Annotated in this window: 22 protein-coding genes, 1 tRNA gene and 3 pseudogenes; 17 read left to right on the top strand and 9 right to left on the bottom strand. The window is 67.2% G+C overall.

Going from position 1 to position 24727, the window contains the following annotated elements; all coding sequences use genetic code 11:
* Positions 1 to 114: 114 nt before the first annotated feature.
* The 4 genes and pseudogenes from ASF45_RS14220 to ASF45_RS34520 all read left to right on the top strand — a co-directional run.
* Positions 115 to 651: pseudogene (locus tag ASF45_RS14220) on the top strand (IS21 family transposase); the annotation flags it as partial.
* A 65-nt stretch (positions 652 to 716) separates the two neighbouring features.
* Positions 717 to 1796 (top strand): annotated as a pseudogene (istA, locus tag ASF45_RS14215) (IS21 family transposase); the annotation flags it as partial.
* A pseudogene (gene istB, locus ASF45_RS14210) lies at positions 1786 to 2393 on the top strand (IS21-like element helper ATPase IstB); the annotation flags it as partial. The pseudogenes istA and istB, both read left to right, overlap by 11 nt.
* Position 2394: 1 nt before the next feature.
* A partial coding sequence (locus ASF45_RS34520; RefSeq protein WP_162243999.1) for an ATP-binding protein occupies positions 2395 to 2692 on the top strand: 298 nt, incomplete at its 5' end.
* 525 nt (positions 2693 to 3217) lie between these two features.
* Here the strand turns inward: ASF45_RS34520 and ASF45_RS35270 are convergent.
* Positions 3218 to 3700 carry a hypothetical protein gene (locus tag ASF45_RS35270; protein WP_156472986.1) on the bottom strand — a complete coding sequence of 161 codons (483 nt, stop codon included), beginning with the start codon at positions 3698 to 3700 and terminating at the stop codon, positions 3218 to 3220.
* Complete coding sequence (locus tag ASF45_RS14205; protein WP_056663212.1) at positions 3685 to 4314, bottom strand: hypothetical protein; 630 nt, start codon at positions 4312 to 4314, stop codon at positions 3685 to 3687. Before ASF45_RS14205 ends, ASF45_RS35270 begins: the two co-directional genes overlap by 16 nt.
* Positions 4315 to 4408: 94 nt before the next feature.
* Between ASF45_RS14205 and ASF45_RS35265 the strand changes: the two genes are divergently transcribed.
* Both ASF45_RS35265 and ASF45_RS35260 read left to right on the top strand, forming a co-directional pair.
* A complete protein-coding gene (locus ASF45_RS35265; RefSeq protein WP_156472985.1) occupies positions 4409 to 4780 on the top strand; it encodes a helix-turn-helix domain-containing protein in 372 nt (123 codons plus the stop codon).
* A gap of 105 nt (positions 4781 to 4885) precedes the next feature.
* Complete coding sequence (locus tag ASF45_RS35260) at positions 4886 to 5107, top strand: hypothetical protein (RefSeq protein WP_235580910.1); 222 nt, start codon at positions 4886 to 4888, stop codon at positions 5105 to 5107.
* A gap of 148 nt (positions 5108 to 5255) precedes the next feature.
* Here ASF45_RS35260 and ASF45_RS14200 read toward each other — a convergent pair whose 3' ends face one another.
* From ASF45_RS14200 to ASF45_RS14185, 4 genes are all read right to left on the bottom strand, one after another.
* The gene (locus tag ASF45_RS14200; RefSeq protein WP_056663209.1) at positions 5256 to 7187 is read right to left on the bottom strand and encodes a site-specific integrase; all 1932 of its coding nucleotides are present in this window, start codon (positions 7185 to 7187) and stop codon (positions 5256 to 5258) included.
* A gap of 293 nt (positions 7188 to 7480) precedes the next feature.
* Positions 7481 to 7557, bottom strand: a tRNA-Met gene (locus ASF45_RS14195).
* A gap of 35 nt (positions 7558 to 7592) precedes the next feature.
* Positions 7593 to 8372 carry an enoyl-CoA hydratase gene (locus tag ASF45_RS14190; RefSeq protein WP_056663368.1) on the bottom strand — a complete coding sequence of 260 codons (780 nt, stop codon included), beginning with the start codon at positions 8370 to 8372 and terminating at the stop codon, positions 7593 to 7595.
* Between the two features lie 62 nt (positions 8373 to 8434).
* Entirely contained in the window at positions 8435 to 10123 is a 1689-nt protein-coding gene (locus ASF45_RS14185) for an AMP-binding protein (protein ID WP_056663366.1), read from the bottom strand.
* Between the two features lie 101 nt (positions 10124 to 10224).
* On the opposite strand from ASF45_RS14185, the gene ASF45_RS14180 reads away from it, so the two are divergent.
* Positions 10225 to 11115 (top strand): triacylglycerol lipase, encoded by an 891-nt coding sequence (locus ASF45_RS14180; RefSeq protein WP_056663206.1) that lies wholly within the window; start codon positions 10225 to 10227, stop codon positions 11113 to 11115.
* 49 nt (positions 11116 to 11164) lie between these two features.
* Entirely contained in the window at positions 11165 to 11638 is a 474-nt protein-coding gene (locus ASF45_RS14175; protein WP_056663203.1) for an Lrp/AsnC family transcriptional regulator, read from the top strand.
* A gap of 6 nt (positions 11639 to 11644) precedes the next feature.
* Here the strand turns inward: ASF45_RS14175 and ASF45_RS14170 are convergent, their stop codons facing one another.
* Positions 11645 to 12067, bottom strand: a complete 423-nt coding sequence (locus tag ASF45_RS14170; protein ID WP_162243998.1) for a hypothetical protein — start codon at positions 12065 to 12067, stop codon at positions 11645 to 11647.
* Positions 12068 to 12252: 185 nt separating this feature from the next.
* Between ASF45_RS14170 and ASF45_RS14165 the strand changes: the two genes are divergently transcribed.
* The 9 genes from ASF45_RS14165 (at position 12253) to ASF45_RS14125 (ending at position 21536) form a co-directional block, all read left to right on the top strand.
* Positions 12253 to 12972 carry a GNAT family N-acetyltransferase gene (locus tag ASF45_RS14165; RefSeq protein WP_082550999.1) on the top strand — a complete coding sequence of 240 codons (720 nt, stop codon included), beginning with the start codon at positions 12253 to 12255 and terminating at the stop codon, positions 12970 to 12972.
* Positions 12973 to 13062: 90 nt separating this feature from the next.
* Positions 13063 to 13953: an HlyC/CorC family transporter gene (locus tag ASF45_RS14160; RefSeq protein ID WP_056663197.1), complete on the top strand. Its 891-nt coding sequence runs from the start codon at positions 13063 to 13065 to the stop codon at positions 13951 to 13953.
* Positions 13950 to 15491, top strand: coding sequence for an apolipoprotein N-acyltransferase (lnt, locus tag ASF45_RS14155; RefSeq protein ID WP_056663194.1), 1542 nt, complete (start codon positions 13950 to 13952; stop codon positions 15489 to 15491). The genes ASF45_RS14160 and lnt overlap by 4 nt, the downstream gene beginning before the upstream one ends.
* 72 nt (positions 15492 to 15563) lie before the next feature.
* Complete coding sequence (gene glyQ / locus ASF45_RS14150; protein WP_056663191.1) at positions 15564 to 16472, top strand: glycine--tRNA ligase subunit alpha; 909 nt, start codon at positions 15564 to 15566, stop codon at positions 16470 to 16472.
* 7 nt (positions 16473 to 16479) lie between these two features.
* Positions 16480 to 18597 carry a glycine--tRNA ligase subunit beta gene (gene glyS / locus ASF45_RS14145; RefSeq protein ID WP_056663188.1) on the top strand — a complete coding sequence of 706 codons (2118 nt, stop codon included), beginning with the start codon at positions 16480 to 16482 and terminating at the stop codon, positions 18595 to 18597.
* 7 nt (positions 18598 to 18604) lie between these two features.
* Positions 18605 to 19192, top strand: coding sequence for a D-glycero-beta-D-manno-heptose 1,7-bisphosphate 7-phosphatase (gene gmhB, locus ASF45_RS14140; RefSeq protein ID WP_056663185.1), 588 nt, complete (start codon positions 18605 to 18607; stop codon positions 19190 to 19192).
* 112 nt (positions 19193 to 19304) lie between these two features.
* Entirely contained in the window at positions 19305 to 20048 is a 744-nt protein-coding gene (locus tag ASF45_RS14135; RefSeq protein WP_056663361.1) for a 1-acyl-sn-glycerol-3-phosphate acyltransferase, read from the top strand.
* Positions 20045 to 20890 (top strand): M48 family metallopeptidase, encoded by an 846-nt coding sequence (locus ASF45_RS14130; RefSeq protein ID WP_056663181.1) that lies wholly within the window; start codon positions 20045 to 20047, stop codon positions 20888 to 20890. Before ASF45_RS14135 ends, ASF45_RS14130 begins: the two co-directional genes overlap by 4 nt.
* A gap of 25 nt (positions 20891 to 20915) precedes the next feature.
* The gene (locus ASF45_RS14125) at positions 20916 to 21536 is read left to right on the top strand and encodes a hypothetical protein (RefSeq protein WP_056663177.1); all 621 of its coding nucleotides are present in this window, start codon (positions 20916 to 20918) and stop codon (positions 21534 to 21536) included.
* 3 nt (positions 21537 to 21539) lie between these two features.
* Here the strand turns inward: ASF45_RS14125 and ASF45_RS14120 are convergent, their stop codons facing one another.
* On the bottom strand, positions 21540 to 23663 hold the full coding sequence (locus ASF45_RS14120; protein ID WP_056663175.1) for an FUSC family membrane protein: 2124 nt from the start codon (positions 23661 to 23663) through the stop codon (positions 21540 to 21542).
* The gene (locus ASF45_RS14115; protein ID WP_056663171.1) at positions 23660 to 24619 is read right to left on the bottom strand and encodes a LysR family transcriptional regulator; all 960 of its coding nucleotides are present in this window, start codon (positions 24617 to 24619) and stop codon (positions 23660 to 23662) included. Before ASF45_RS14115 ends, ASF45_RS14120 begins: the two co-directional genes overlap by 4 nt.
* Between the last annotated feature and the right edge of the window lie 108 nt (positions 24620 to 24727).

The following is a 24727-nucleotide window of genomic DNA, read 5'->3' as shown; positions in this document are numbered from 1 at the left end:
TGTTGATTTCCACGCAGAACTGACCCACCGCCACGGGTAATTTCCGTCCAAATCTGACCCACGTAAGAACCCTAACCTGCTGCTTTTAGTGGCAGGAGCACAGGAGTGATTGACGTGGCGACATTGAGTGTCATCAGGCGTTGGGCACTGCGTGAGCATCTGTCCCTGCGCGAGATAGCCCGGCGCACGGGCCTGTCTCGCAACACCATCAAGAAGTACCTTCGGGCCGATGAGGCCGAGCCGCGCTATGCCAAGCGCCTCAGCCCCAGCAGGCTCGACCCATTTGCCGAGAAGCTGGCCGGCTGGCTCAAGACCGAGACCGGCAAGTCGCGCAAGCAGCGGCGCACGGTCAAGCAGATGCATGCCGACCTGGCCGCGTTGGGCTACGACGGCTCGTACAACCGCGTGGCGGCCTTCGCGCGTGTCTGGCTGGCCAGGCGGCAGGAGGCCGAGCGAACCGCTGGCCGCGGCACCTTCGTTCCGTTGACCTTCGGCGTGGGCGAGGCGTTCCAGTTCGACTGGAGCGAGGACTGGGCTGTCATTGGCGGCGAGCGGACCAAGCTGCAGGTCGCGCACACCAAGCTCAGCCACAGCCGCGCCTTCATCGTGCGGGCCTACCTGCTGCAGACGCACGAGATGCTGTTCGATGCCCACAACCACGCGTTCCGCGTGCTGGGCGGSGTGCCTCCCGGCTTCCACATCAGCGGGCCGCTGTGCAGGTCGCGCACACCAAGCTCAGCCACAGCCGCGCCTTCATCGTGCGGGCCTACCTGCTGCAGACGCACGAGATGCTGTTCGATGCCCACAACCACGCGTTCCGCGTGCTGGGCGGGGTGCCTCGGCGCGGCATCTACGACAACATGAAGACCGCAGTGGACAAGGTGCGCCGGGGCAAGGAGCGCGACGTCAATGCGCGCTTCGGCGCCATGGTCAACCACTTCCTGTTCGAGGCGGAGTTCTGCAACCCGGCCTCGGGCTGGGAGAAGGGCCAGGTCGAGAAGAACGTGCGCGATGCGCGTCACCGCCTCTGGCAGCCCGTGCCGGCCTTCGCCACGCTGGCGGCCTTGAACGACTGGTTGGAAGCCCGTTGCACGGCCCTGTGGCGCGAGATTGACCACGGCAAGCTGCCGGGCACCGTCGCAGACGTCTGGGCGCAGGAGCGGGCACTGCTGATGCCGCTGCCGCGTCCCTTCGATGGCTTCGTGGAGCACACCAAACGCGTCTCGCCCACCTGCCTGGTGACGTTCGAGCGGGTGCGCTACAGCGTGCCGGCCTCGTACGCCAACCGACCGGTGAGCCTGCGCGTCTACGCCGAGCGGATTGTGGTGGCGGCCGAAGGCCAGCTGCTCTGCGAACACCGTCGCCTCATCGACCGCCGCCACGACACCATAGGCCACACGGTCTACGACTGGCGGCACTACCTGGCGGTGCTGCAGCGCAAGCCGGGGGCGCTGCGCAACGGTGCGCCCTTCGTTGAATTGCCGGCGGCGTTCCGCCAGTTGCAGGCCGCGCTGCTCAAGCAGCCCGGTGGCGACCGCGAGATGGTCGAGGTGCTGGCCCTGGTACTGCACCACGACGAGCAGGCCGTGCTGACCGCCGTTGAGCTGGCACTGGAGGCTGGCGTGCCGACCAAGATGCATGTGCTCAACGTGCTGCACCGGCTGCTGGACAGCAAGGCCGCGCCGCCACCGGTGACCGCACCCCAGGCACTGCGCCTGGTCCTCGAACCGCTTGCCAACGTGAAACTCTATGACGACCTGCGGGCGTCAGAAAGGAAGGTGCGCCATGCGCCATGACCCTGCCATTGCAGCCCTCGTCATCATGCTGCGCGAACTGAAGATGTTCGGCATGGCGCAAGCCGTCTCCGAGTTGGCCGAGCAAGGGGCTCCGGCCTTCGAGTCCGCGCAGCCGATGCTCGCGCAGCTGCTCAAAGCCGAGACGGCAGAGCGCGAAGTGCGGGCCGTGGCCTACCAGCTCAAGCAGGCCAAGCTGCCGACGTACCGGGACCTGGCCGGCTTCGACTTCAGCAGCAGTGAGGTGAACGAAGCCCTGGTGCGCCAGCTGCACCGATGCGAGTTCATGGAGAACGCGGAGAACGTGGTGCTGGTCGGCGGTCCGGGCACGGGCAAGACGCACTTGGCCAGCGCCATCGGAGTGCAGGCCGTCGAGCACCATCGACGCCGGGTTCGCTTCTTCTCCACGGTCGAACTGGTCAACATGCTGGAGCAGGAGAAGGTCTGCAACAAGAGCGGGCAGATGGCCCACCGCCTGGCCCACATGGACATGGTGGTGCTCGACGAGCTGGGCTACCTGCCCTTCAGCGCCTCGGGCGGGGCCTTGCTGTTCCACCTGCTCAGCAAGCTCTACGAGCGCACCAGCGTGGTCATCACGACNGGACATGGTGGTGCTCGACGAGCTGGGCTACCTGCCCTTCAGCGCCTCGGGCGGGGCCTTGCTGTTCCACCTGCTCAGCAAGCTCTACGAGCGCACCAGCGTGGTCATCACGACGAACTTGAGCTTTAGCGAATGGGCCAGCGTGTTCGGCGATGCCAAGATGACCACGGCGCTGCTGGACCGCCTCACGCACCACTGCCATATCCTTGAGACCGGAAACGACAGCTACCGGTTCAAGAACAGCTCCGCTCAACCCACCAAGAAGGAGTCCAAACCGAAGAAGTTATCCACACCATGAGTCCCGCTGGGCTCTATCCAGGGTGGGTCAAGGTTCGATGGAAATGGCGGGTCAGGAATACGTGGAAATCAACACAGGGGGCCACGAACAGGCTCAGCGTGAGGATGGTGGGCAGGTGGCCCAGGATGGTGTAGCCCAGCACNCCGAAGAAGTTATCCACACCATGAGTCCCGCTGGGCTCTATCCAGGGTGGGTCAAGGTTCGATGGAAATGGCGGGTCAGGAATACGTGGAAATCAACAGGTTGTCGGCACGGCATCGAGCACAGGCCCTATACCACGCCTGCGTCTCTGGAGACCTGTCCAAAATCTCCGACTTTGGGCGCACCTCGTAAACCCACCCGCAAACGTGGCACTCAAGAAATTACTGATGGCCGTCTGCGAGTTATGCATTTCCAGGGTCTTCCGGACAGTTGCTGATGCGGTAGTCTCACATGCGTGGACTGCGGTCGCAGCAACAGGCATGCACACACTGCCTGATTCTCGAATTGATCGTCAAAATAGAACCAAACTTTTGCTTCAAAAAATTATTCCCATTTATCATGAGGCGATATTAGTCGCGACGCGCGCTCGGCCCCACCCAGTTGCTGAAAAATGGATTGCCCGCCCGGTCTGAGACGTCGCAAAGACCGCGCAAGAACATCGAATGCGAGAGCATCACCCTCTGCAGACACCTCTGGCCCACCATCAAGTGGGACAAATTTGCAATTCATGACTGCGGCAATTTCTGAGATTTTTGCCATTGCAATCGGATTTGGCTTGTCTAACATCAGCTTCGCAGTTGACTCCCCAGCAACGCTCTGCGGAAGAATTATCGTATTTCCAGATCGATCGTGGTATGGCTGGTAAAAGTCCGAAGTAAATCTGTGCTTCAGCAGCAAGTTCGCCACTCTATGGGCGAGAGCCAAGCGATAATCTCCAGCGCCCGACAGTGGAAAGTAGTCCAGGTCCTCAGGGTCTGTGACTAAGTTATCGACATTGACAAGTTCATACTCTACATAATCGAGCATGACAGCCTCACTTTCGAGAACCACTCACTCATCTCCGCATCCCTTCGCGCCTCATCGCTCGCCAATTTGGCGGCCTGTCGCGCGGCAAACTGGGCGTCGATCGTCAGGCAGAAGTCCTGCGCCCACTCGGCCAAGTCAAGGTTTTCGATTCCTGCATTGTTGAGGTCGCAGACATAAGCGCGGGCGGAGGCGCTCGCAAGCAGAACCTCTGCCAGAGCCGTGCGGTCATCGAGCCAGATAGCCGCGTCTGCGCGCGCTGCTGGATGGACATCATGTCGGTCCAACTGCGGATCAGTCAGGAGTCGGAGAACCCGGTCCTTTTTACCCGTGGCTGCGCACGTGCAGATCAATTGCTCAATGCTCCCGGCCTGGACCGCGACGTAGGTGCCGGTCGGCGCTACAGCCCAGAACGAATCCCGCGGGTACTGGACAACGTGGCCCGAGTGAAATCGGAGCCAGTCGTAGCGATCGATCTTGGCCCAGAGGGTGCCGCCGCAACGCGTGGCATCGACAAAGCCATTGATGCCATCGGCCTCGAAAAGACTTCCGACTTGCAGCCATCCTCCCCCAACATGTTCTGCACTAGGTTGTGGCGCTTGCTCATCTCGATCCATCGCGACTCAGTATCCGTCTCTAAGAAGTTCAACGAGTCAATTATGCACCCTATTGGGTGTAGTCCATTAAGATGCAAAATGCGCCAATGTCGGCGTGCCATCTCAACGGAAACCGCCACCGCCAAGCCATGCCTTTGGACGCGCGCTCCGAGCCGTTCGTGTCGCCCGGGGGTTGCCTCAGGACGCCACATCCGGCAGAACCTACATCAGTGCGATTGAGCGCGGGCTGAAGACGCCGACACTGGGAAAAGTCGATGGCTTGGCCGCAGAATTCGGAGTGCATCCGATGACGTTGCTGGCACTTGCGTACAGCGCATCTCCATCGCTCGCAGACGTCCAACGGCTCTTCCAGCGGGCCATCGATGAAGTCGGATCACTGGATATTCAGCAGTTCAGCACTGACAACCTGCCAGCAGGCGCCAAGCCAAGCCCACACCGACCGGTCCAAGCCCCAGTTGAAACTTGAGCGCCGTTGCCCCATGCAGATCTGCGATGTCGCAATGTCGAAGGCAGTTGGCTCGCGGGCCATTCGACCATTGCCGTTTCGGTCACATCTGCGCAGAATGCACGAGTGAGCGATGATGTTTGGCACTTCGTTTCGTGGGCCCTGTTGGGGTTCACAGTCATGGCCGTCCCGATCGGCGTGGCCGTGCATGCGTGCGTGGCGCTGAGCCGGTCAGAGCGCATGGTTTATCGCCGGATCTGGGGCGACAACTACGCTCACAAGCTGCGGCCGCCCAAGATCAAGAAACGCCGTCGTCCCTGCATCTTCCCCACGAAACGCTCGACCTGAATTGGATCCGCGGGGCCCCTCGCTACGGCAAGAGGCCAATCCGCCACATCGACCCACCTTCGGTGACCCGCCATCACGGAGCGAGATCCAAGCTCACGTTTGCGAGCCCTATGAATGGCACCTGCACGATCAGGTCGCCTGCTCGGCGCTAGTTCAACCGTGCGAGCATCATCTGCGTGTAGGCCCTGTTCTGCGCCGGCCATCCTGCCTCGATGCCGACGCCTGATTTGCGCACATGCTCCTGGACGATCGCCGCCGCTCGTGCAAGGCGCACGTAGTCGAGGGGTAGCGTCAGGTTCTGCTCCAGCGTCTGCTTGAGCACCCTGAACGGGTCCTCCATGGTCATGCTCGGGATGTCCGCATGGCTGTAGGTCGTCATGGTCACGCTGCGCGCCTGCTCGCGCGTCATCGCCCCGGTCCTGACCGCATGATCCTGGGCGGCATGCCCAGCGATCTGCTGGCTGATGAGCAGCGGCACATTGGCAAGTTGCAGTGCGGTGATCACCGTGTGCCGAAACGAATGGAACACCAGCGCGGGGTCGGACAATCCGCAGGCATCGAGGTGTTTCGCGAAATTATCACTGGCGTTTTTCGACGGCTGATCCCGCGCCGTTTTGGTGGTCATGTCCCGATGAGGAAACAGCGTGGTCGCACCAAGGCCGCGGATGTGCTCGACATAGTCGAGGAACCCCAGGTCGACCAGGGGCCGCGTGATCGGCAGGCGCCGAACGCTGTTCTGGTTTTTCGTGTCCTCGGCCTGCAGATCGATGTACCAGATGTCACTGAGCTCATGACGCTTGATGTTGCACAGTTCGACATTGACCAGTTCGCCGAGACGTGCGCCCAGATGGATGCCCAACAGCGGCGCCCAGAAGTAATCTGGGACGCGGCAGTGCGCCAGGAAGCGGTCCGGATCGAAGATGGTGGTGATGTGGTTGCGCTCGAAGGGGCGATACGGTTCGCTGGTTTCGCTCTTCTGCTTTTTGAGCGTCGAGTTCCGCTTTTCCATCCCGCTGGTTGGATCGCTGCTCGTCGCCTGCAACTCGTTCAGAGCCCAGTCGAAGAACAAGGCAAGCGTCGAGTTGCGCTTGAGTTGCGTGCGCGGAGCGATCGTCGGCAGAGGTTTGCCAGAAGCAGTCGCCGCGTCATGCTCAGCCTTCGTGATGCCCCGAGCCAAGCGGTTGGCGGAAAAATCAGCGAACGCGGCGATGTGGTGTTTCTGCACCTGGTGGACGAAGAACCTGCCCGAGAAGCTGTAGGTGCCGACCAAGAAATTCCCAAGCTGGTCCAGCAGCGTCCGCCGCTCCCTGAGGGTCTTTTTGCCGATGGCTTTTTGCGCCCGCAGCGTGGCGACGTAACCATCCACGGCGTCTGGCCAACGAGTGGGATTTTCAACACCCGCGCGACGACCCGTCTCAGCGTCCTCTTCTTCGGCGATCCGAGATGCAGGCGCTACGGCGTCTGGCCGCGGCGATGGCGGATGCGAGTTGACCCGCACGGAGGCATGCGCACCCGCATGCGTATCGGCACGTAATGGTGCGTTCTCCGCCCCGCCCGTCAACGAACGCTGATCGACCGACGCAGGGGCGGTTGCCCGCACGTCCGGTTCGTCGACCAGGCGATGAAGTTGGCCAGGCACCGGTGCCTCGATCCCATGGCCCACCGGCGCGGCGCGCGATGCCGCAGGCTCGCAGCCCAGCGCGCTGTCGTCGGCTCCATGTGGGCGACGTGGATCTGGCTCGAGCAGCGGCGCGCCGCGCAGCCGAGCCAGCATCGCCGCCTTCAGTTGCTCGAAGCCCGGCTGGGAGACCCCGCGGGCCATTTGGATGAAGAGCGCCCTATCCGCATCGTCGCGGACCGTCAGCGCAGGCGACACGGTCTTGATGCCCCGTGTCGCGACACGCTCCAGCATCACCTCGTGGAAGTCCTCCAGTCCCGGCTGCTGCAGATCCTGAAAGAAGCCCAGGAACGCGGCGAGGTCCGCCTCGTCTTCGATCTGCACCGGCTGCGCCATGGGCCCGATGAATCGGGCCAGGACCTGATCGTGGATCTGGTCGAAGACAGCAGGACGGGCGGACATGGGAACCTGGGCGAGGGCAGCGTTGATCGTTGCAACAATTCTGCCGGCCAAATTCGGGCATTTAGTCCGAAGCGACCTCCTAACCTCTGCCTTATTTGGGGCCCTTCGCCCCTCGCCATCGCCCGTCTTGGTGGCGTTCGGATACATGAAAAGTATCCGGACGAAGTACACGCCCGAGTCGGGCTTGCGATACAAACGCGGTGTGGATAACCCCATGAGGTGGCACCCCTGTGTGGCACCCCTGCAAATGAAAAAGCCTTCGAAATCGTTGATTTCAAAGGCTTTTTGGGTTTTGGTGGCGCTTCACGGATTCGAACCGCGGACCTGTGGATTATGATTCCATCGCTCTAACCGACTGAGCTAAAGCGCCGAGCCGCTCATTATAGCGCGGATTTCGCGTTGGTTTCAACTGTTGGTGAAGCCAGCCTTGCGCTTGTTCATGAAGGCGTCCATGCCTTCCTTCTGGTCTGCAGTAGCGAACAGACCGTGGAACAGCCGGCGTTCGAACATCACGCCATCGGACAGGCCGCTTTCAAAGGCGCGGTTGACCGACTCCTTGGCCGCCATCACGGCAATCTGAGAGAAATCGCAGATCGACAGCGCAGCACCCAGGGCTTCTTCCATCAGCTTGTCGAGCGGCACGACGCGGCTGACCAGGCCAGCGCGCTCGGCTTCGGCTACATCCATCATGCGACCCGTCAGTGCCATGTCCATGGCCTTGGCCTTGCCGACCGCACGCGGCAAGCGCTGCGTGCCGCCGGCGCCTGGAATCACCCCGAGCTTGATCTCCGGCTGGCCGAACTTGGCGTTGTCGGCCGCGATGATGAAGTCGCACATCATTGCGAGTTCGCAACCGCCGCCCAGAGCGAAGCCGCTGACGGCCGCGATGACGGGCTTGCGGATGCTGCGGATCTGCTCCCAGTTGCGCGTGATGTAGTCGCCCTTGTAGACGTCTGCAAAACTGTACTTGGCCATGGCGCCGATGTCGGCCCCAGCGGCGAATGCCTTCTCGCTGCCGGTCAGCACGATGCAGCCGATGCTGTCGTCCTGGTCGAGCTTCTTGAGCGCATCGCCAAGCTCGTTCATGAGCTGGTCGTTCAGCGCATTGAGCTGCTTGGGACGGTTCAGCGTGACGATGCCGACCTTGCCGGCTTCCACACGCAATGTGATGGTCTCGTACTCCATGGTCTCTCCGATGTTGTCGAACAGCAAAACGCCGACGACTATACCGAGCAGTTCAAGATCCCTCAGACCCTTTCGCGACGCAGTTCACGCCGCAGGATCTTGCCCACGTTGCTCTTGGGCAGCTCGTCGCGGAACTCGATGTGCTTGGGCCGCTTGTAGCCGGTCAGGTTGTCCTGGCAGTGGCGCGACACGTCTTCTTCCGACAGCGAAGGGTCGCTGCGCACCACGAACACCTTGATGGCCTCACCCTGCTTCTCGTCCGGGATGCCGACGGCAGCGCATTCGACCACGCCGGGGCACAAAGAGATGACATTCTCAAGTTCGTTCGGGAAGACATTGAAGCCGCTGACCAGGATCATGTCCTTCTTGCGGTCGACGATGCGGAAAAAGCCCCGAGCATCCATGGTGCCAATGTCACCGGTGCGCATGTAGCCGTCGGGCGTGAAGGCAGCCGCGCTCTCGTCGGGGCGCTGGTAGTAGCCGCGCATCACGTTCGGCCCGCTGATGCAAATTTCACCGGGCTCGCCCTGCGCCAGCGACTGGCCGTCGTCGTCCTTGATGGCGATGTCGATGCCGGGCAGCGGCAGGCCGATGCTGCCACTGAAGGCCGTTGCAGTGACCGGGTTGTTGGTGCCGATGGCCACCGTCTCGCTCATGCCCCAGCCTTCGATCATGGGACAGCCCGTTACCTCGAACCACTGCCGCGCCGTGCCTTCGGAGGCGGCCATGCCGCCGGCCTGCGTGACGCACAGCTGCGAGAAATCCAGGTGCTTGAACTGCGGGTGCTGCAACAGCGCATTGAACAGGGTGTTGACGCCGGGCAGAAGATGGAACGGCCGGGCCTTGAGCGTGTCGACGAACTTGCCAATGTCGCGCGGGTTCGGCACCAGCGTCAGGTGCGCGCCCAGCCGGATCGCCAGCAGGCACAGCGTCAGCGCAAAGATGTGGTACAGGGGCAGCGCCGCGATGCTGTTGACCTTGCGCAGATCACCCACACGCGCCAACGCAGGCGAGAACCAGGCCTCGGACTGCAGCACGCCGGCGATCACGTTCGCATGCGTCAGCACCGCACCCTTGGAGACGCCGGTGGTGCCGCCCGTGTACTGCAGGAAGGCGATGCTGTCCAGCGTGGCCTGGCCCGGCCGCAGGCTGCGCCGGCCGCCTTCGGCCAGCACCGTGCGAAACGATGTGGCGGTGCGCCCGCTGTCCAGCGACAACCGGAACTCCGGCACCATCTTGGCCAGGTGGCGCACCGCGAAGGTGACCCACGGGCCGTAGAACGTGCCCAGCATGTCGCCCATCGAGGCCACGACCACATGCCGCAACGGCGTCTCGGCGATCACGCTCTCCAGCGTGTGCGCGAAGTTCTCCAGGATCACGATGGCGCTGGCGCCGGAGTCCTTGAGCTGGTGCGCCAGTTCGCGCGCCGTGTAAAGCGGGTTGACGTTCACGCAGGTGTAGCCCGCGCGCAGCACGCCGGCCATGGTCACCGCGAACTGCGGGATGTTGGGCAGCATGATGGCCACCCGTGCGCCCTCCTCCAAGCCCAAGCCCTGCAGCCAGGCACCGACGGCGGCCGAGGCCTCGTCGAGCTCACGGTAAGACATCCAGCAGTCCATGCACACCGAGAACGGCTGCGCCGCATTCTTCTTGAACGACTCTTCCAGCAACTGGGCGAGCGAGCGGTAGCGCGCCACATCCACGTCGTGCGGCACATTCGGGGGGTAGCTGTCCAACCAGGGCTTTGCCATCTGCATCTCCTTGTGCGGCGGCATTGTGCTCAGCACCTGCGCCACCGCCAGCGGGGCTTGCCCTAGGGCGACAATGCAAGCTGCCCCACTGCACCGCGCCCATGCTCGCACGCCTGCAACGACTGCTCTGCCTGCTTCTCGCCTCGCTGGCCCTGGCCTGGCTGCTGGGCTGGTGGTCCTCGTCGCCGCTGCTGGCCATGGCCGGCCTGGCATTGCCAGCGCTCGGCTACGGCGCCCTGCTGGCCTGCGAGTTCGCGCTGCTGGCCCGCCAGCACAACGACCCCGCGCCACGGCCGACGCCGGCGCAACTGCTGGCAGCCTGGTGGGCCGAATGGCGCAGCGGCGTGCAGGTGTTCTTCTGGCGCCAACCGTTCCGCGAACATGCCGAGCCCGACCACTTGCCGCCAGGCACGCGGGAGCGCGGCGTGGTGTTCGTGCACGGCCTGTTCTGCAACCGTGGTTTCTGGGCGCCCTGGATGCGGCGCGCCCGCGCGCTGGGCCTGCCCCACGTCGCCGTGAGCCTGGAGCCCGTGACCGGATCGATCGATGCCTACGTGCCGGCCATCGATGCCGCGGTGGCCAGGCTCATGGCGGCAACCGGCCAGGCGCCGGTGCTGGTGTGCCACAGCATGGGCGGCCTGGCGGCGCGCGCCTGGCTGCGCACGCCAGGGGCTGCGGCCCGCGTGGCGCGCGTGGTCACGATCGCCAGCCCGCACAGCGGCACCTGGATGGCGCAGCTGGGCCATGGCGAGAACGCCCGCCAGATGGAGCGGAACAGCCGCTGGCTGGTCCGGCTCGCACGCGACGAGCTCCAGACCCCACCCGTGCCCTTCACTTGCTGGTATTCCAACTGCGACAACGTGGTGTTCCCGGTGTCCACGGCCGCGCGGACCGGCGCCGACAACCGTTTCGTGCCGGGCCATCCCCACGTGGCGCTGGCCTTCCAGGAACTGGTGCTGCACGACAGCCTGCAGCTCGTGCGCGCCGCCTGAATCCAGCGGCAGAATCCCCCTCCCCATTTCCTTCGAAGCAGGAGCGGCCTTGGAAACGCTGGACAAGCTGGATCGCCAGATCCTGAACGCGCTGCAAACCGATGGCCGCGCCACCTACGAGCAGATCGCCGAGCAGGTGGGCCTGTCGGCCAGCGCCGTGCTGCGGCGCGTCAAGCGGCTGGAAGACAGCGGTGTGATCGACCGCTACGTGGCGCTCGTCAAGCCCGAATCCGTGGGTCTGGCGCTGACGGCCTACCTCAACGTGCGGCTGGAGAAGCTGGCCGAGACACACAAGCGCAACCCCATGGACCTGTTCCGCGCCAGCGTCGTCACCTGGCCCGAGGTCGTGGAATGCGAGGCCCTGACGGGCGACATGGACTACCTGCTGCGCGTGGTGGTGCGCGACATGGCGCACTACCGCAGCTTCGTGATGGGCACGCTGCTCAAGCACCCCAGCGTGCAGGACTGCAAGACCAGCTTCGTGCTGGACCGCGTCAAGGCCACCACCGCCCTGCCGCTGTAGCCAGTCTCAGTGGTCGGCGCGCAGCTGCGCCGCGTTGCGCACCAGGCCACGCGGCATGTCGGTGCGCAGCACCTCCAGGCCGGTACGCGCATGCTCCTCCCGGTCCAGCAGGCCGGAGAACATGAAGCTCACGTCGCTCATGCGCTGGCGCGCCAGCAGCAGGCCCTCGTGGTCCGCAAGCGCTGCCATCCAATCGCCACGCAAGACCCACAGGGCCTCCGGATCGGCTGCCGATTTGATGCGGACGGCAAGGCTCACCCGCTGCTCCGCATTGGCCACGGTCGCGAGCTGGGCCAGCATCAGGCGCCGGATCTCCTCCAGCCGGCCGCCCCGTCGGGACCATGGCCAGCGCAACCAGCCCTGGCGTTCAACACGCTGCGCGGAATCCGAGCGATCACCGGAAGCACTGCCGAGAGTCGTCAAAAACACGGGGGGTTCTCCTGCTGCGGGACCAACTTCATGTGCCGCAGTATCTAAACGGCTGGTTACAGCCAGATTGCAGCCCGCACCAAGCTTTGTTTCGTTTGTTGCGTGATGCCAATTGCCCTTCAGTCTCGGCAGAAATCCGTGCGGTACTGCCTGCAACAAGGTCGCATTGGTCGTATATTGCTGCAATGCAGCATAACACCCCACCCCCTGTACCGTCCGCGGTTGACGGTATCGCGCGTCCGCATCGGCGCGACGGGGCCGACAAACGCCGCACTGCCCCGGTCATCGTGCCGATCCGCTCCCTGGGCCCGGAGCACCGGGAACGCATTTCCCGCCACCTGATGGCCTTGAGCCCGCACGACCGCTACCTGCGCTTCGGCTACGCAGCCGCCGACGAGCATGTGCGCCGCTATGTCGACAGCCTGGACTTCACGCGCGACGAGATCTTCGGCATCTACAACCGCCGGCTCGAACTGATCGCCATGGCGCATCTGGCCTTCTCCATCGATCCTTCGCTGACCTCCTGCGCGGAGTTCGGCGTGTCGGTGTCCGAGCATGTGCGCGGGCGTGGCTACGGCGCACGCCTGTTCGAGCGCGCCGTCATGCATGCCCGCAACGAGGGCGTGCAAAGCCTGTTCATCCACGCGCTCAGCGAGAACACGGCCATGCTCAAGATCGCGCGCAACGCTGGCGCCACGGTCGAGCGCGACGGCTCCGAATCCGAGGCCTTCCTGCGCCTGCCGGCCGCCACGCTGGACTCGCGCGTGAACGAACTCGTGCAGCAGCACCTGGGACTCACGGACTACCACCTCAAGGCCCAGGCCCACCAGTTCCGCGGCTTCCTGCAAGGCCTACAGGAAGTGCGCCAGGGTGTGCAGGGCGCGCGCCAAAAGTCCGGCCGCTGAGCGCTGCCGGCGCATGCCGGGCTGGGTGCCCCGGCGGCGATCCGCTATCCTTGCGGTTCCCCCACAGCCGCACGCCGTGCACCCCCGTCAGTGTCAGACCCCTATCCTGGGCGCTCCGCGCCCGGTAGCCTCGAGCGCGAAGACAAGCGCAGCTTCCTGCAACGCCTGGCCGAATTCATCCATCCCGGCCCGGATTCGCGGGCGGAATTGATCGAAACACTCAACGACGCGGAGCAGAACGACATCATCGGGCCCGACGCCCGCGTGATGCTCGAAGGTGTGATCCGCATGGCCGACCAGACGGCCGGCGACGTGATGGTGGCGGCCACGCGCATGGACTGCCTGGACATCGACGCACCCTACGAAGAACTGCTGCACCAGGTCATCAACACGGCGCACTCGCGTTTCCCCGTCTACGAGGGCGAGCGCGAGAACATCATCGGCATCCTGCTCGCCAAGGACTTGCTCAAGTTGCAGCGGGCTCCCGAACTGAACCTGCGCGCGCTGCTGCGCCCGGCCGTGTTCGTGCCCGAGAGCAAGGGCCTGAACGACCTGCTGCGCGAATTCCGCGGCAACCGCAACCACCTGGCCGTGGTCATCGACGAGTTCGGCCGCGTGGCCGGCCTCATCACGATCGAGGACGTGCTCGAGCAGATCGTTGGCGAGATCGAGGACGAGTTCGACATCGTGGAAGACCATGGCGACATCTTCGGCCTGGCCGACCGCACCTACCGCGTCAGCGGCGACACGCCGGTCGAGCGCGTCGAAGAAGCCTTCGCCGTCACGCTGCAGGCCGGCCCGGAAGATGACCGCTTCAACACCATCGGCGGCCTGATCGCGCACGAGGTCGGCCACGTGCCGCGCCGCGGCGAGAGCCACGACCTGTCCGGCCTGCGCTTCCTGGTGCTGCACACCAAGGGCGGCGCGGTGCGCTGGTTCAAGGTGTTTCCCGCGACCGAAGCCGGCGACTCCGCTCCATGAATTTGCGCGCCCTGCCAGGCGCCTGGGTGGCCATGGCGGGCGCGCTGCTGGCCGGCGGGGCCCATGCCTTGTCCATCTCCGCGCCCTGGGACGGCCAGCCCCAGTGGTGGCTGCAGCTGTTCGCGCTCGAGGTGCTGGTGCGTCTGGTCGACAGTGCGCCCAGCACGCGCGCCGCGGCGCTGCGCGGCTTCCTGTTCGCGCTGGCCTGGTTGGGCGGCACCTTCTGGTGGCTGTTCATCTCGCTGCATGTCTACGGGGGGCTGCCGGCCGTGCTCGCGGTGCTGTCGGTGGTGGCACTCGCCGCTTTGCTCGCGCTGTACTACGCGCTGGCTGCCGGCATCGTGCGCCACTGCAACATCCACAACCCGTTCGGCCGCGCGCTGCTGTGGGCCGCACTCTGGACGCTGGCCGAGCTCGCGCGTGGCCTGCTGTTCACGGGCTTCCCCTGGGGCGCGGCGGGCTATGCGCACGTGGACGGCCCGCTGGCCGCCTTCGCGCCCTGGGTCGGCGTCTACGGCATCACGGCCGTCGCAGCGCTGGCGGCCGCGCTGCTGGCCTCGGTCGCTGCCTCGGCGCAGGGCCGCCTGCCAGCCGCGCTGGCGCTGGTGGCGGTGGTCGCGCTGTCCTTCGGCCTGGGCCGCCTCCAGCCGGCGGCCGAGAGCGCCGTCATCGCCCAGCCGCTGCGCGTGAGCCTGCTGCAAGGCAACATCCCGCAGGATGTGAAGTTCGAGCCCGGCATCGGCATCGAGCAGTCGCTGCAGTGGTACGGCCAGCAGCTCAACCTGGCCTCGGCACCGCTGGTGGTCGCGCCCGAGACCGCGCTGCCGCTGCTGCCCGAGCAGTTGCCCATCGGCTACTGGCAGGCGCTGCAGGCACGCTTCGCGGCGGGCGGGCAGACCGCGCTGATCGGCATGCCCATGGGCGACATGCGCAGTGGCTACATCAACGCCGCGGTGGGCTTCACCCCGGGCCACACGGCCCATTACGAATACGCCAAGCACCACCTGGTGCCCTTCGGCGAGTTCATCCCGCCGTTCTTTCGCTGGTTCACCGAGATGATGCACATCCCGCTCGGCGATTTCCGCCGCGGCGATGTGGGCCAGGCCTCCATGGTGCTGGGCGCGCAGCGGCTCGCGCCCAACATCTGCTACGAGGACTTGTTCGGCGAGGAACTCGCCGCGCGCTTCGTCGACCCGGCCAAGGCGCCCACCATCTTCGTGAACATGAGCAACATCGCCTGGTTCGGCGACAGCATCGCCATCGACCAGCACCTCTCGATCTCGCGCATGCGCGCGCTGGAGTTCCGCCGGCCCATGCTGCGCGCCACCAACACCGGCGCCACCGCCATCGTCGATGCGCAAGGCCAGGTCACGCACGCGCTGCCGCGCCTCACGCGCGATGTGCTGACCGGCGAGGTCTATGGCCGCACCGACATCACGCCGTTCGCCTGGTGGGCGGGGCGCTTCGGCCTGGCACCGCTGTGGGGCCTGGCGCTGGCCGTCGTGGCGCTGGCGCTGTGGCGCAGGCAGCGCCCGTAGAATCTGCGGTTTGCGTGCCCACGGCGCGCCGCTTTCGACCACATTGCCGGCCTGCGGCCCGGCTCCGCATCGATGCTGTCATTCCAACAAATCATCCTCAAGCTGCAGACGTACTGGGCCGAGCAAGGCTGCGCACTGCTCCAGCCCTACGACATGGAAGTGGGCGCGGGCACCTCGCACACCGCCACCTTCCTGCGCGCGCTCGGCCCCGAGCCGTGGAAGGCTGCCTACGTGCAGCCCAGCCGCCGCCCCAAGGACGGCCGCTACGGCGAGAACCCGAACCGCCTGCAGCACTACTACCAGTACCAGGTGGTGCTCAAGCCCGCGCCCAGCAACATCCTGGAGCTGTACCTGGGTTCGCTCGAAGCGCTGGGTTTCGACCTCAAGAAGAACGACATCCGCTTCGTCGAGGACGATTGGGAGAACCCCACGCTGGGCGCATGGGGCCTGGGTTGGGAGGTCTGGCTCAACGGCATGGAGGTGACCCAGTTCACCTACTTCCAGCAGGTCGGCGGCATCGACTGCAAGCCCATCACGGGCGAGATCACCTACGGCCTGGAGCGCCTGGCCATGTACCTGCAGGGCGTGGACAACGTCTACAACCTGCAGTGGACGGAAGGCCTCAGCTACGGCGACGTCTACAAGCAGAACGAGGTGGAGCAGTCCACCTACAACTTCGAGCACTCCGACGCCGACTTCCTGTTCACCGCCTTCAACGCACACGAGAAGCAGGCCAAGCACCTCATGGAGCAGCAGCTCGCGCTGCCGGCCTACGAGCAGGTGCTCAAGGCGGCGCACAGCTTCAACCTGCTGGACGCCCGCGGCGCCATCAGCGTGACCGAACGCGCCGCCTACATCGGCCGCATCCGCAACCTGGCACGCGCCGTGGCGCAGAGCTACGTCGACAGCCGCGAGCGCCTGGGCTTCCCGATGGCACCGCGCGAATGGGTCGCGCAGATTCCCCCGAAGAAGGCGGCCTGAGAACCCTATGACTGCCCAGAACCTTCTCGTTGAACTGTTCGTCGAAGAACTCCCGCCCAAGGCCCTGCGCAAGCTTGGCGACGCCTTCGCGGGCCAGCTGCTGGAGCAGCTGCGCGCCCAGGGCCTGGCCAACGCCGACGCGCAACTGACCGCCTTCGCCTCGCCGCGCCGCCTGGCCGCCCACATCACGGGCGTGCTCGCGCGCGCGGCCGACAAGCCGCAATCGACCAAGCTCATGCCTGTGGCCGTGGGCCTCACGGCTGACGGCCAGCCCACGCCCGCGCTGCTCAAGCGCCTAGCGGCGCTGGGCGCCGATGCCTCCGCCGTGCCGCAGCTCAAGCGCGCGCCCGATGGCAAGGCCGAAGCCCTGTTCTTCGACAGCGTGCAGGCCGGCGTCGCGCTGGCCGAAGGCCTGCAGAAGGCGCTGGCCGAGGCCATGGCCAAGCTGCCCATCCCCAAGCTCATGAGCTACCAGCTCGAAGAAGGCTGCGAGCTGCCGGGCTGGACCAGCGTAAGCTTCGTGCGCCCGGCCCATGGCCTGGTGGCGCTGCACGGCAGCGAGGTCGTGCCTGTCACGGCCCTGGGCCTGAAGGCCGGCAACAGCACGCAGGGCCACCGCTTCGAGGCGGCCCAATCGCCCGTGGTGATCGCCCACGCCGACCGCTATGCCGACACGCTGGCCGAGATTGGCGCCGTGATCGCCGGCTTCGACGCGCGCCGCGCCGAGATCGTGCGCCAGCTGGCCGCCGCAGCCGCCCAGGTCGGCGGCGGTGCGCGCCCCATCGAGGACGAGGCCCTGCTCGACGAAGTGACGGCCCTGGTCGAACGCCCCAATGTGCTGGTCTGCGCCTTCGAGCCCGAGTTCCTGGATGTGCCCCAGGAGTGCCTGATCCTCACGATGAAGGCCAACCAGAAGTACTTCCCGCTGCTGGACGCCGAAGGCCGGCTGACCAACCGCTTCCTCGTGGTCAGCAACATCCGCCCCGCAGACGCCAGCGCAGTGACCGGTGGCAACGAACGCGTGGTGCGCCCGCGCCTGGCCGACGCCAAGTTCTTCTACGACCAGGACCGCAAGAAGACGCTGGCCGCGCGTGTGCCGGGTCTGGACAAGGTGGTCTACCACAACAAGCTGGGCAGCCAGGGCGAACGCATCGCGCGCGTGCGGGCCATCGCGGCTGCAATCGCGCAGCAACTCGGCGGCGCCGGCCTCGCGGCCCAGGCCGACCAGGCCGCGCAGCTGGCCAAGAGCGATCTCGTGACCGACATGGTCGGCGAGTTCCCCGAGCTGCAGGGCACCATGGGCCGCTACTACGCGCTCAACGACGGCCTGCCGCCCGCCGTGGCCGACGCCATCGAAGACCACTACAAGCCGCGCTTCGCGGGCGACGCGCTGCCGCGCAACGAGGTCGGCCTGGTGGTCGCCCTGGCCGACAAGCTGGAAACCCTGGTCGGCATGTTCGGCATCGGCAACCTGCCCACCGGCGACCGCGACCCGTTCGCGCTGCGCCGCCATGCGCTGGGCGTGCTGCGCATGCTGTCCGAGAAGAACCTGCCGCTGGCACCCGAGGCGCTGGTGCGCGCAGCCGTGCCGGCCTTCGGCGACAGGATCCAGGACCCGACCGAGGCCCTGCTGAACTTCCTCGACGAACGCCTGGCCGGCAGCCTGCGCGAGCAGGGCTACAGTGCCCAGGAGGTCGACGCCGTGCTGGCGCTGCGCCCCGCGCGCCTGGGCGAGGTGCCCAAGCGCCTGGCGGCTGTGCGCGCCTTCGCCGCCCTGCCCGAGGCCGCCGCGCTGGCCGCCGCCAACAAGCGCGTGTCCAACATCCTCAAGAAGGCCGGCGAGGTCGATGCCCATGTCAGCGAACTGCTGCTGCAGGAACCCGCTGAGAAGGACCTGTACGCCGCGCTGCAGCGCACCGCACCCGCCGCCGACGCGCAGTTCGAGGCCGGCGACTACACCGCCTCGTTGCAGACCCTGGCCGCGCTGCGCGCGCCCGTGGACGCCTTCTTCGACGGCGTGATGGTCAACGCCGAGCAGGCCGACCTGCGTCTGAACCGCCAGGGCCTGCTCAAGTCCCTGCATGCCGCGATGAACCGTGTCGCCGACCTCGCACGCCTGGCCTAGACCCGCCATGAAACTGGTCATCCTGGACCGCGACGGCACCATCAACGTCGACAGCGACGAGTTCGTCAAGTCGCCCGAGGAATGGGAGCCGCTGCCCGGCGCGCTGGAAGCCATCGCCAAGCTCAACCACGCCGGCTGGCACGTGGTGGTCGCCACCAACCAGTCGGGCCTGGGGCGCGGCCTGTTCGACGTGGTCTCGCTCAACGCCATCCACGCCAAGATGCACAAGGCGCTGGCCACACTGGGCGGCCGCATCGACGCGGTGTTCTACTGCCCGCACACGCCCGACGACCACTGCGCCTGCCGCAAGCCGCAGCCGGGGCTGTTCCAGCAGATCGGCGAACGCCTGGGCGTGGACCTCAGGGATGTGCCCACCGCGGGCGACAGCGCGCGCGACCTGCAGGCCGGCGTGGCGGCCGGCTGCGAACCGCACCTGGTGCTGACCGGCAAGTCCGCGGCCTGGAGCAACCAGGGCACGGCACCGCCGCTGCCGAACGACTTTCCCGCCCACACCATCGTGCACCAGGACCTGGCGGCCTTCGCCGAATTCCTGACCGCGCGCGAACTGCTGCAACGCTCCGCCCCCGCACCATGAGAAAAGCCCCCACGCTCCCCCGCTGCGCGAGGTCCGCGGCCCCCCGAGGGGGCGCTTCTCGTCTTGGGGCGGCCCGGCGATGAGAAACGGCCTGTCCCCCGGCGCCTGGCTGCTGGCCTTCGTGCGCTCCGTGCTGCACCTCGTCTGGATGGTCGTGACCATCGTGCCCTGGGCCACGTTCGCGATCGTCGCCTCGGTGTTCGTGAGCCCCACGCGCATGTACTGGATCTGCGCCGGCTGGCTCAAGACGGCCGTCAACGGCGGGCAGTGGATCCTGGGGATCCGCAACCGCATCACCGGCTTCGAGAACCTGCCGCATGGCTCGCTCGATGCCGCCGTGCTGCTGGTCAAGCACCAGTCGACCTGGGAGACGCTGGTGATGCCGGCGATCATGCCGCACCCCCTGGCCTACGTGTTCAAGCGCGAGCTGCTCTACATCCCGTTCTTCGGCTGGTCCATGGCGCGCATGGACATGATCCACATCGACCGCAAGGACGGCTCGCGCGCCTTCGCCAAGGTGGTGCAGCAGGGCCGCCGCCTGCTCAAGCAGGGCAACTGGGTCATCATGTTCCCCGAAGGCACGCGCATCCCGCGCGGCGGCGTGGGCAACTACAAGTCGGGCGGCACGCGCCTGGCGATCGCCTGCGGCGCGCCGGTGGTGCCGATCGCCGTGACCTCGGCCAAGTGCTGGCCGCGCAAGGCCTTCGTCAAGCGGCCCGGCATCGTCGACATCTCCATCGGCAAACCGATTCCCACCGAGGGCCGCAAGGCCGACGAACTCATGCGCGAGGTGCAGGCCTGGATCGAGGCCGAGATGCACCGGCTCGACCCCGACGCCTACCCAGGACTCAAGTGAAGCCCCTGGTCCAGCTGGCGCTCGACTTCTTCGCGCCGCCCGCCGCGCCCGCCCAGGTGCCGGCGGCGCCGCTGCCGGACCCGGTGGCGGCCGTGCGCTTCTCGCACCCGCAGGCCAACCGTCAGGCCCTGCTCGGCCCGGCCGTGGTGGACTACCTGTTCAAGCGGGCCAAGCGCCGCAGCATCGGCTTCGTGGTCGCGGCCGACGGCCTGGTCGTCAGCGCGCCGCGCTGGGTGCCACTCGCGGAGATCGACACGGCCGTGCGTGACAAGAGCGGCTGGATCCTGCGCAAGCTGGGCGAAGCGCAGGCGCGCCAGCAGCGCATGGCCGATGCCCGCATCGTCTGGCAGGACGGCGCCACCCTGCCCTTCCTGGGCCAGCACGTCCGGCTCGAACTCGACCCCAGCCACCGCTTCGCGGGCAGCGGCGGCGCCGCGCTGGATGCCGAGCGCGGCGTGCTGCAGCTGGCCTTGCCCGGCCATGCCGCACCCGAGCAGATCCGCGACACCGTGCAGGCCTGGCTCATGCGCCAGGCCAAGCGCCTGTTCACCGAACGGCTGCAGCACTACGCGCCGCAGCTGGGCGTGCAATGGACCAAGCTCACACTGTCCAGTGCCGGCACGCGCTGGGGCAGCGCCAGCAGCAGCGGCGCGATCCGGCTGAACTGGCGGCTGGTCCACCTGCGCCTGTCCATCATCGACTACGTCGTCGTGCACGAGCTGAGCCATCTGCGCGTGATGGACCACAGCCCCCGCTTCTGGGACACGGTGGCCTCCATCGTGCCCGACTACGCCGCGCTGCGCGGCCAACTCAAGGACGAGCCCATCCCCCAATGGCCATGACCTCTTTCGCGCGGAGCGCGCACCCATGACCGAACTCCTGCTGCTGCTGGCCGTGCTGGGCATCGCCGCGCAGGTGCGCAAGACGCGCGAACAGCAGGCCCGCGTGGCCCTGCTCGCCCAGTACCTGCGCCCCTACCAGATCGAACAGCAGATGGAAGCGCTGACCGACGGCTACCTGCGCTGGCTCGGCGAGTCCGACGCGGAGCGCGCACGCCAGGTGCGCGGCGTACTGGCCGGCACCGAACAGGCGCTGGCCGGCCAGTTCCAGCGCTTCGCCACCGATGTCGCCACCATGCCCGCGCCGCAGGCCCAGGTCAGCAAGCTGCCGATGTGGATTCCCTGGGCCCAGCAGCTGCTGCCGCGCTACCGGATGTTCGACGTGCGCGAGGCCTTCAAGATCCATGCGCGCGGCATCGCCGAGGTGGCCGCCAACAACGCAGGGTTGAGCGAGAAGACTTTGGCACGCCGCATGATGGCCGAGCTGCTGCTCATGCAGCACACCTGCCACTGGTTCTGCCGCTCCAAGGCCGTGGCCGACGCACGCCTGGTGCTGCGCCACCAGACCGCCTGGCAGCAGGCGCTGGACACGGCCTCGCCGCAGACCGCGCGCGACTACCGCGAACTGCTGGGTCTCCCGCCAGCCTGATCCTCAGCGGCGCGCGCCGGCCGCCTGCACCGCGGTGGCCGCCTGCCGCACGCCATGCGCGCCCTGCACCACGAGTTGCAGCCGGCGCTGCAGCCAGGGCAGCAGCGGCGCCTGCGGCTCGGGCCAGCCCAGGTCCGGATCGGCCTGGCCGCCCACGCCGGATTCCACGGTGCCGGCCAGCACCCCCGCCACCTCGGCCTGCGCCGCCACGAGCGCCTGGCGTGCCGAGGGCTCGTCGAGCCGCTCGCGCCGGCGCTCCAGCATGGTGCGCACGGCCGACAGCTGCGCCAACAGCACATGGCAGCGCGTGAGCAGCGTGGCCATGGCCGGCACCGGCAGCTGCACGCGCGTGGGCTCGGCATGGCTGCGCTGGGCGCTGGCGGCGATCGAGCCGATCGCCTCGTAGAACTCGCGCCGCGCCAGCCGCAGCGCCAGGTCGGACTGGCCAGCCTCGGGCCAGCGCAGCGCCTCGGCCGCGAGCACGCGCGCGGCCTCCTGCACGCGCGCGATCAGCCGCGCGAGGCTGCGCCGCTCCCAGGCCGGCAGCACGTAGCAAAAGCCCCAGGCCAGCAGCGCGCCCAGCAGCGTATCGGCCAGGCGCTCGCCGATGGCGTAGCCGCCGGCCGGGTGCGCCATGTGGGCCTGCAGCAGCGCCATCATGGTGGCCGCCGTGGCCGTGACCAGGTAGCGCACGTTGACGAAGGCGTGGGCCACGCCCACGGCCAGCAGGAAGGCCACGCCCGACAACCAGGTCTGCCCCAGCCAGGCGAACAGCAGCACCAGCAGGCAGCCCAGCGCGGTGCCGGCCACGCGCGCATCGCGCCGGGCCAGGGTCTGGTCCAGGTTGCCGCGCAGCACCACGGCCACGCTGAGCACCAGCCAGTGCGGGTGCGAGGCCCAGGGCAGCGCAAGCGCCAGGAAGTAGGCCGTGCCCAGCGCCGCGGCGCTGCGCAAGGCCTGGCGCAGGATCGGTGAGGACAGCCGTCGGTGCGGTGCCAGCGCGGCCAGCGGCCAGCCTTCGGGCGAGACGAAGAACTGCAGTTCGGCCGCGCTCAGCGGCGTGGGCTGGGCCTGGCCGCGCCAGGTCTGCAGCATGCGCGCGAGATCGTCGGCGATGTGCTGGGCCCGCTCTCCCAGGGCGGCCGCCAGCGCGCTGCGGCGTGGATCGTCGGCAAAGGCGGCCAGCGCCGCCGGCAGGCCCTGGTCGCCGACCGGCGCGGCGGCCATGGGCCGGTCCCATTGCACGGCCTGGGCCAGCCAGCCCAGCGTGTCGGCCGTGGCCGCGATGCGCGCCGCCAGCGCCAGCCGCAACCGCTCGGCCGCGGCATCGTCGCCGAGCAGGTCCAGGTCGAGTTCGCTGCCCAGCAGCGTGTCGCGCAGCGCGATGGCGTGCAGCAGGATCGCGATCTGGCGCTGCGCGCCGCTCGCCTCGGTGGCCGGGAACAGCAGGTCGCGCGCGGGCTGCAGGCGCTCGTCCAGCGCCACCTGCCGCTGCATCCAGTCCTGCAAGGGCAGCGCGCCCGAGATCTCGCGCGGGCCGGCCGACAGCATGGCGGCGCGTGAGCGCAGCAGCGCGGCCGTGCCCTCGACCACGGCCGCCAGCGCCAGCGCGCGGTAGCGCGGCTGCAGCCAGCGCGAAGCCATGAGCGCCCAGCCCAGGTAGACCAGGCTGCCGAAGGCCGTCCACAGCGCGTGCTCGACCTGGACCTGCCAGGAGTCTGGCGCCGGCCCGGCCATGGTGAACACGATGGCCAGCACCGGCACGAAGGAGATCGGCCCTGCGCGCGGCCCCCAGGCCAGCAGCATGCTGGAACCGAAGCCCAGCACGGCGACCAGCCCGCCCAGCACCACGGCATGGCCGCGCAAGGCCGTGACCAGCACGCTGGAGACCAGGCCCACGGCCGCAGCCATCGCCACGCGCCGCCAGGTGCGGTGCGGCGGATTCGGCGTGTCCGCTAGGCTGGCGTAGATGGCGCCGCCCGAAGCCAGCAGCGAGGCCGGAAGGCCGCCCAGCGCGCCAGCCAGCAACTGCACGAGCAGCACGCCCAATGCCGTGCCGATGCCGTTCAGGCCGTAGGCGGGCAGTTGCACCAGCCAGCGGCGGATGGCTTCGAAGGGGGAAGTCAACGCGGCTCCTTCATGGGGCCGGCGATCTTAGACGCCGCGGGTGGCACATAGGTTGCCCACTCGGCTTCGGGCGCCCGCATGGCCTCGGCCAGGTAGCCCACCATCGAGGCGATGCGCACCGACACGGCCGACTGCTGGTGGTAGACCGCGTGCACGGGCCGCGGCCTGTACAGCGTGGCCTGCGGCAGCACCTCCACCAGCCGGCCTTGCGCGATGTCGCGCGCGGTCATGAAGTCGCCCAGGTAGGTGATGCCCATGCCCGCGATCGCCATCTGGCGCAGCGTCTCGCCGCTGGACGACAGCAGCGTGGGCTGGATGCGCGCGGGGCGGCCATCGGCATGCTGCACGGGCCACAGGTTCAGCGCCTCGGGCTGGCTGAAACCCAGCAGCTCGTGCGCACGCAGCGCTTCGGCGTCGGCCGGCGTGCCGCGGCGGGCCAGGTAGTCCGGGCTGGCCACGAGCCGGTTGCGCACCTGGCCCAGCAAGCGGCTGTGCAGCGTCGAATCCTTGAGCTCGCCGATGCGGATGGCCAGGTCCACGCGGCGCTCCAGCAGGTCGATGAAGCCCTCGTTGCTGTTGAGCACCAGGTCCACGCCCGGGTGCAGCGCGCGGTAGCCCGGCAGCAGCGGCACCAGCACGTGCAGCACGAAGGGCGAGGCCGCATCGATGTGCAGCGGGCCCGCCAGCCGGCCGCGCCGTTCCATGAGCCGGTCTTCGGCCACGCGCACCGACTCCAGGATCTGGCGCGCGTCGTGCACGAAGTTGCAGCCCTCGTCGGTCAGGTCCAGCCGCCGCGTGGTCCGGCGCAGCAAGGTGGTCTGCAGCTTGTCTTCGAGCCGCGCCAGCAGCCGGCTCGTGGTGGAGACCGGCTGGCCCAGGTGCTCGGCCGCGGCGGTCAGCGAGCCCGTGTCCACGACGGTCAGGAACACGGTGACTTCTTCGAGCGTCAGCTTCATTTTCTCAATCAAAGCAAAAGTATTTTCGAAATTCTGCCGTTTACTGGAAAGGTGTGCATCGCCACAATCGCCGTCTCCGGGTTATCCCTAGACACACCACCCTGCCCG

Origin of the sequence: Pseudorhodoferax sp. Leaf265, assembly GCF_001422365.1 — a bacterium.
Lineage (GTDB): Bacteria > Pseudomonadota > Gammaproteobacteria > Burkholderiales > Burkholderiaceae_C > Pseudorhodoferax.
The sequence above is the reverse complement of the archived record's forward strand: the minus strand, read 5'-3'. Positions and strand labels throughout refer to the sequence as shown.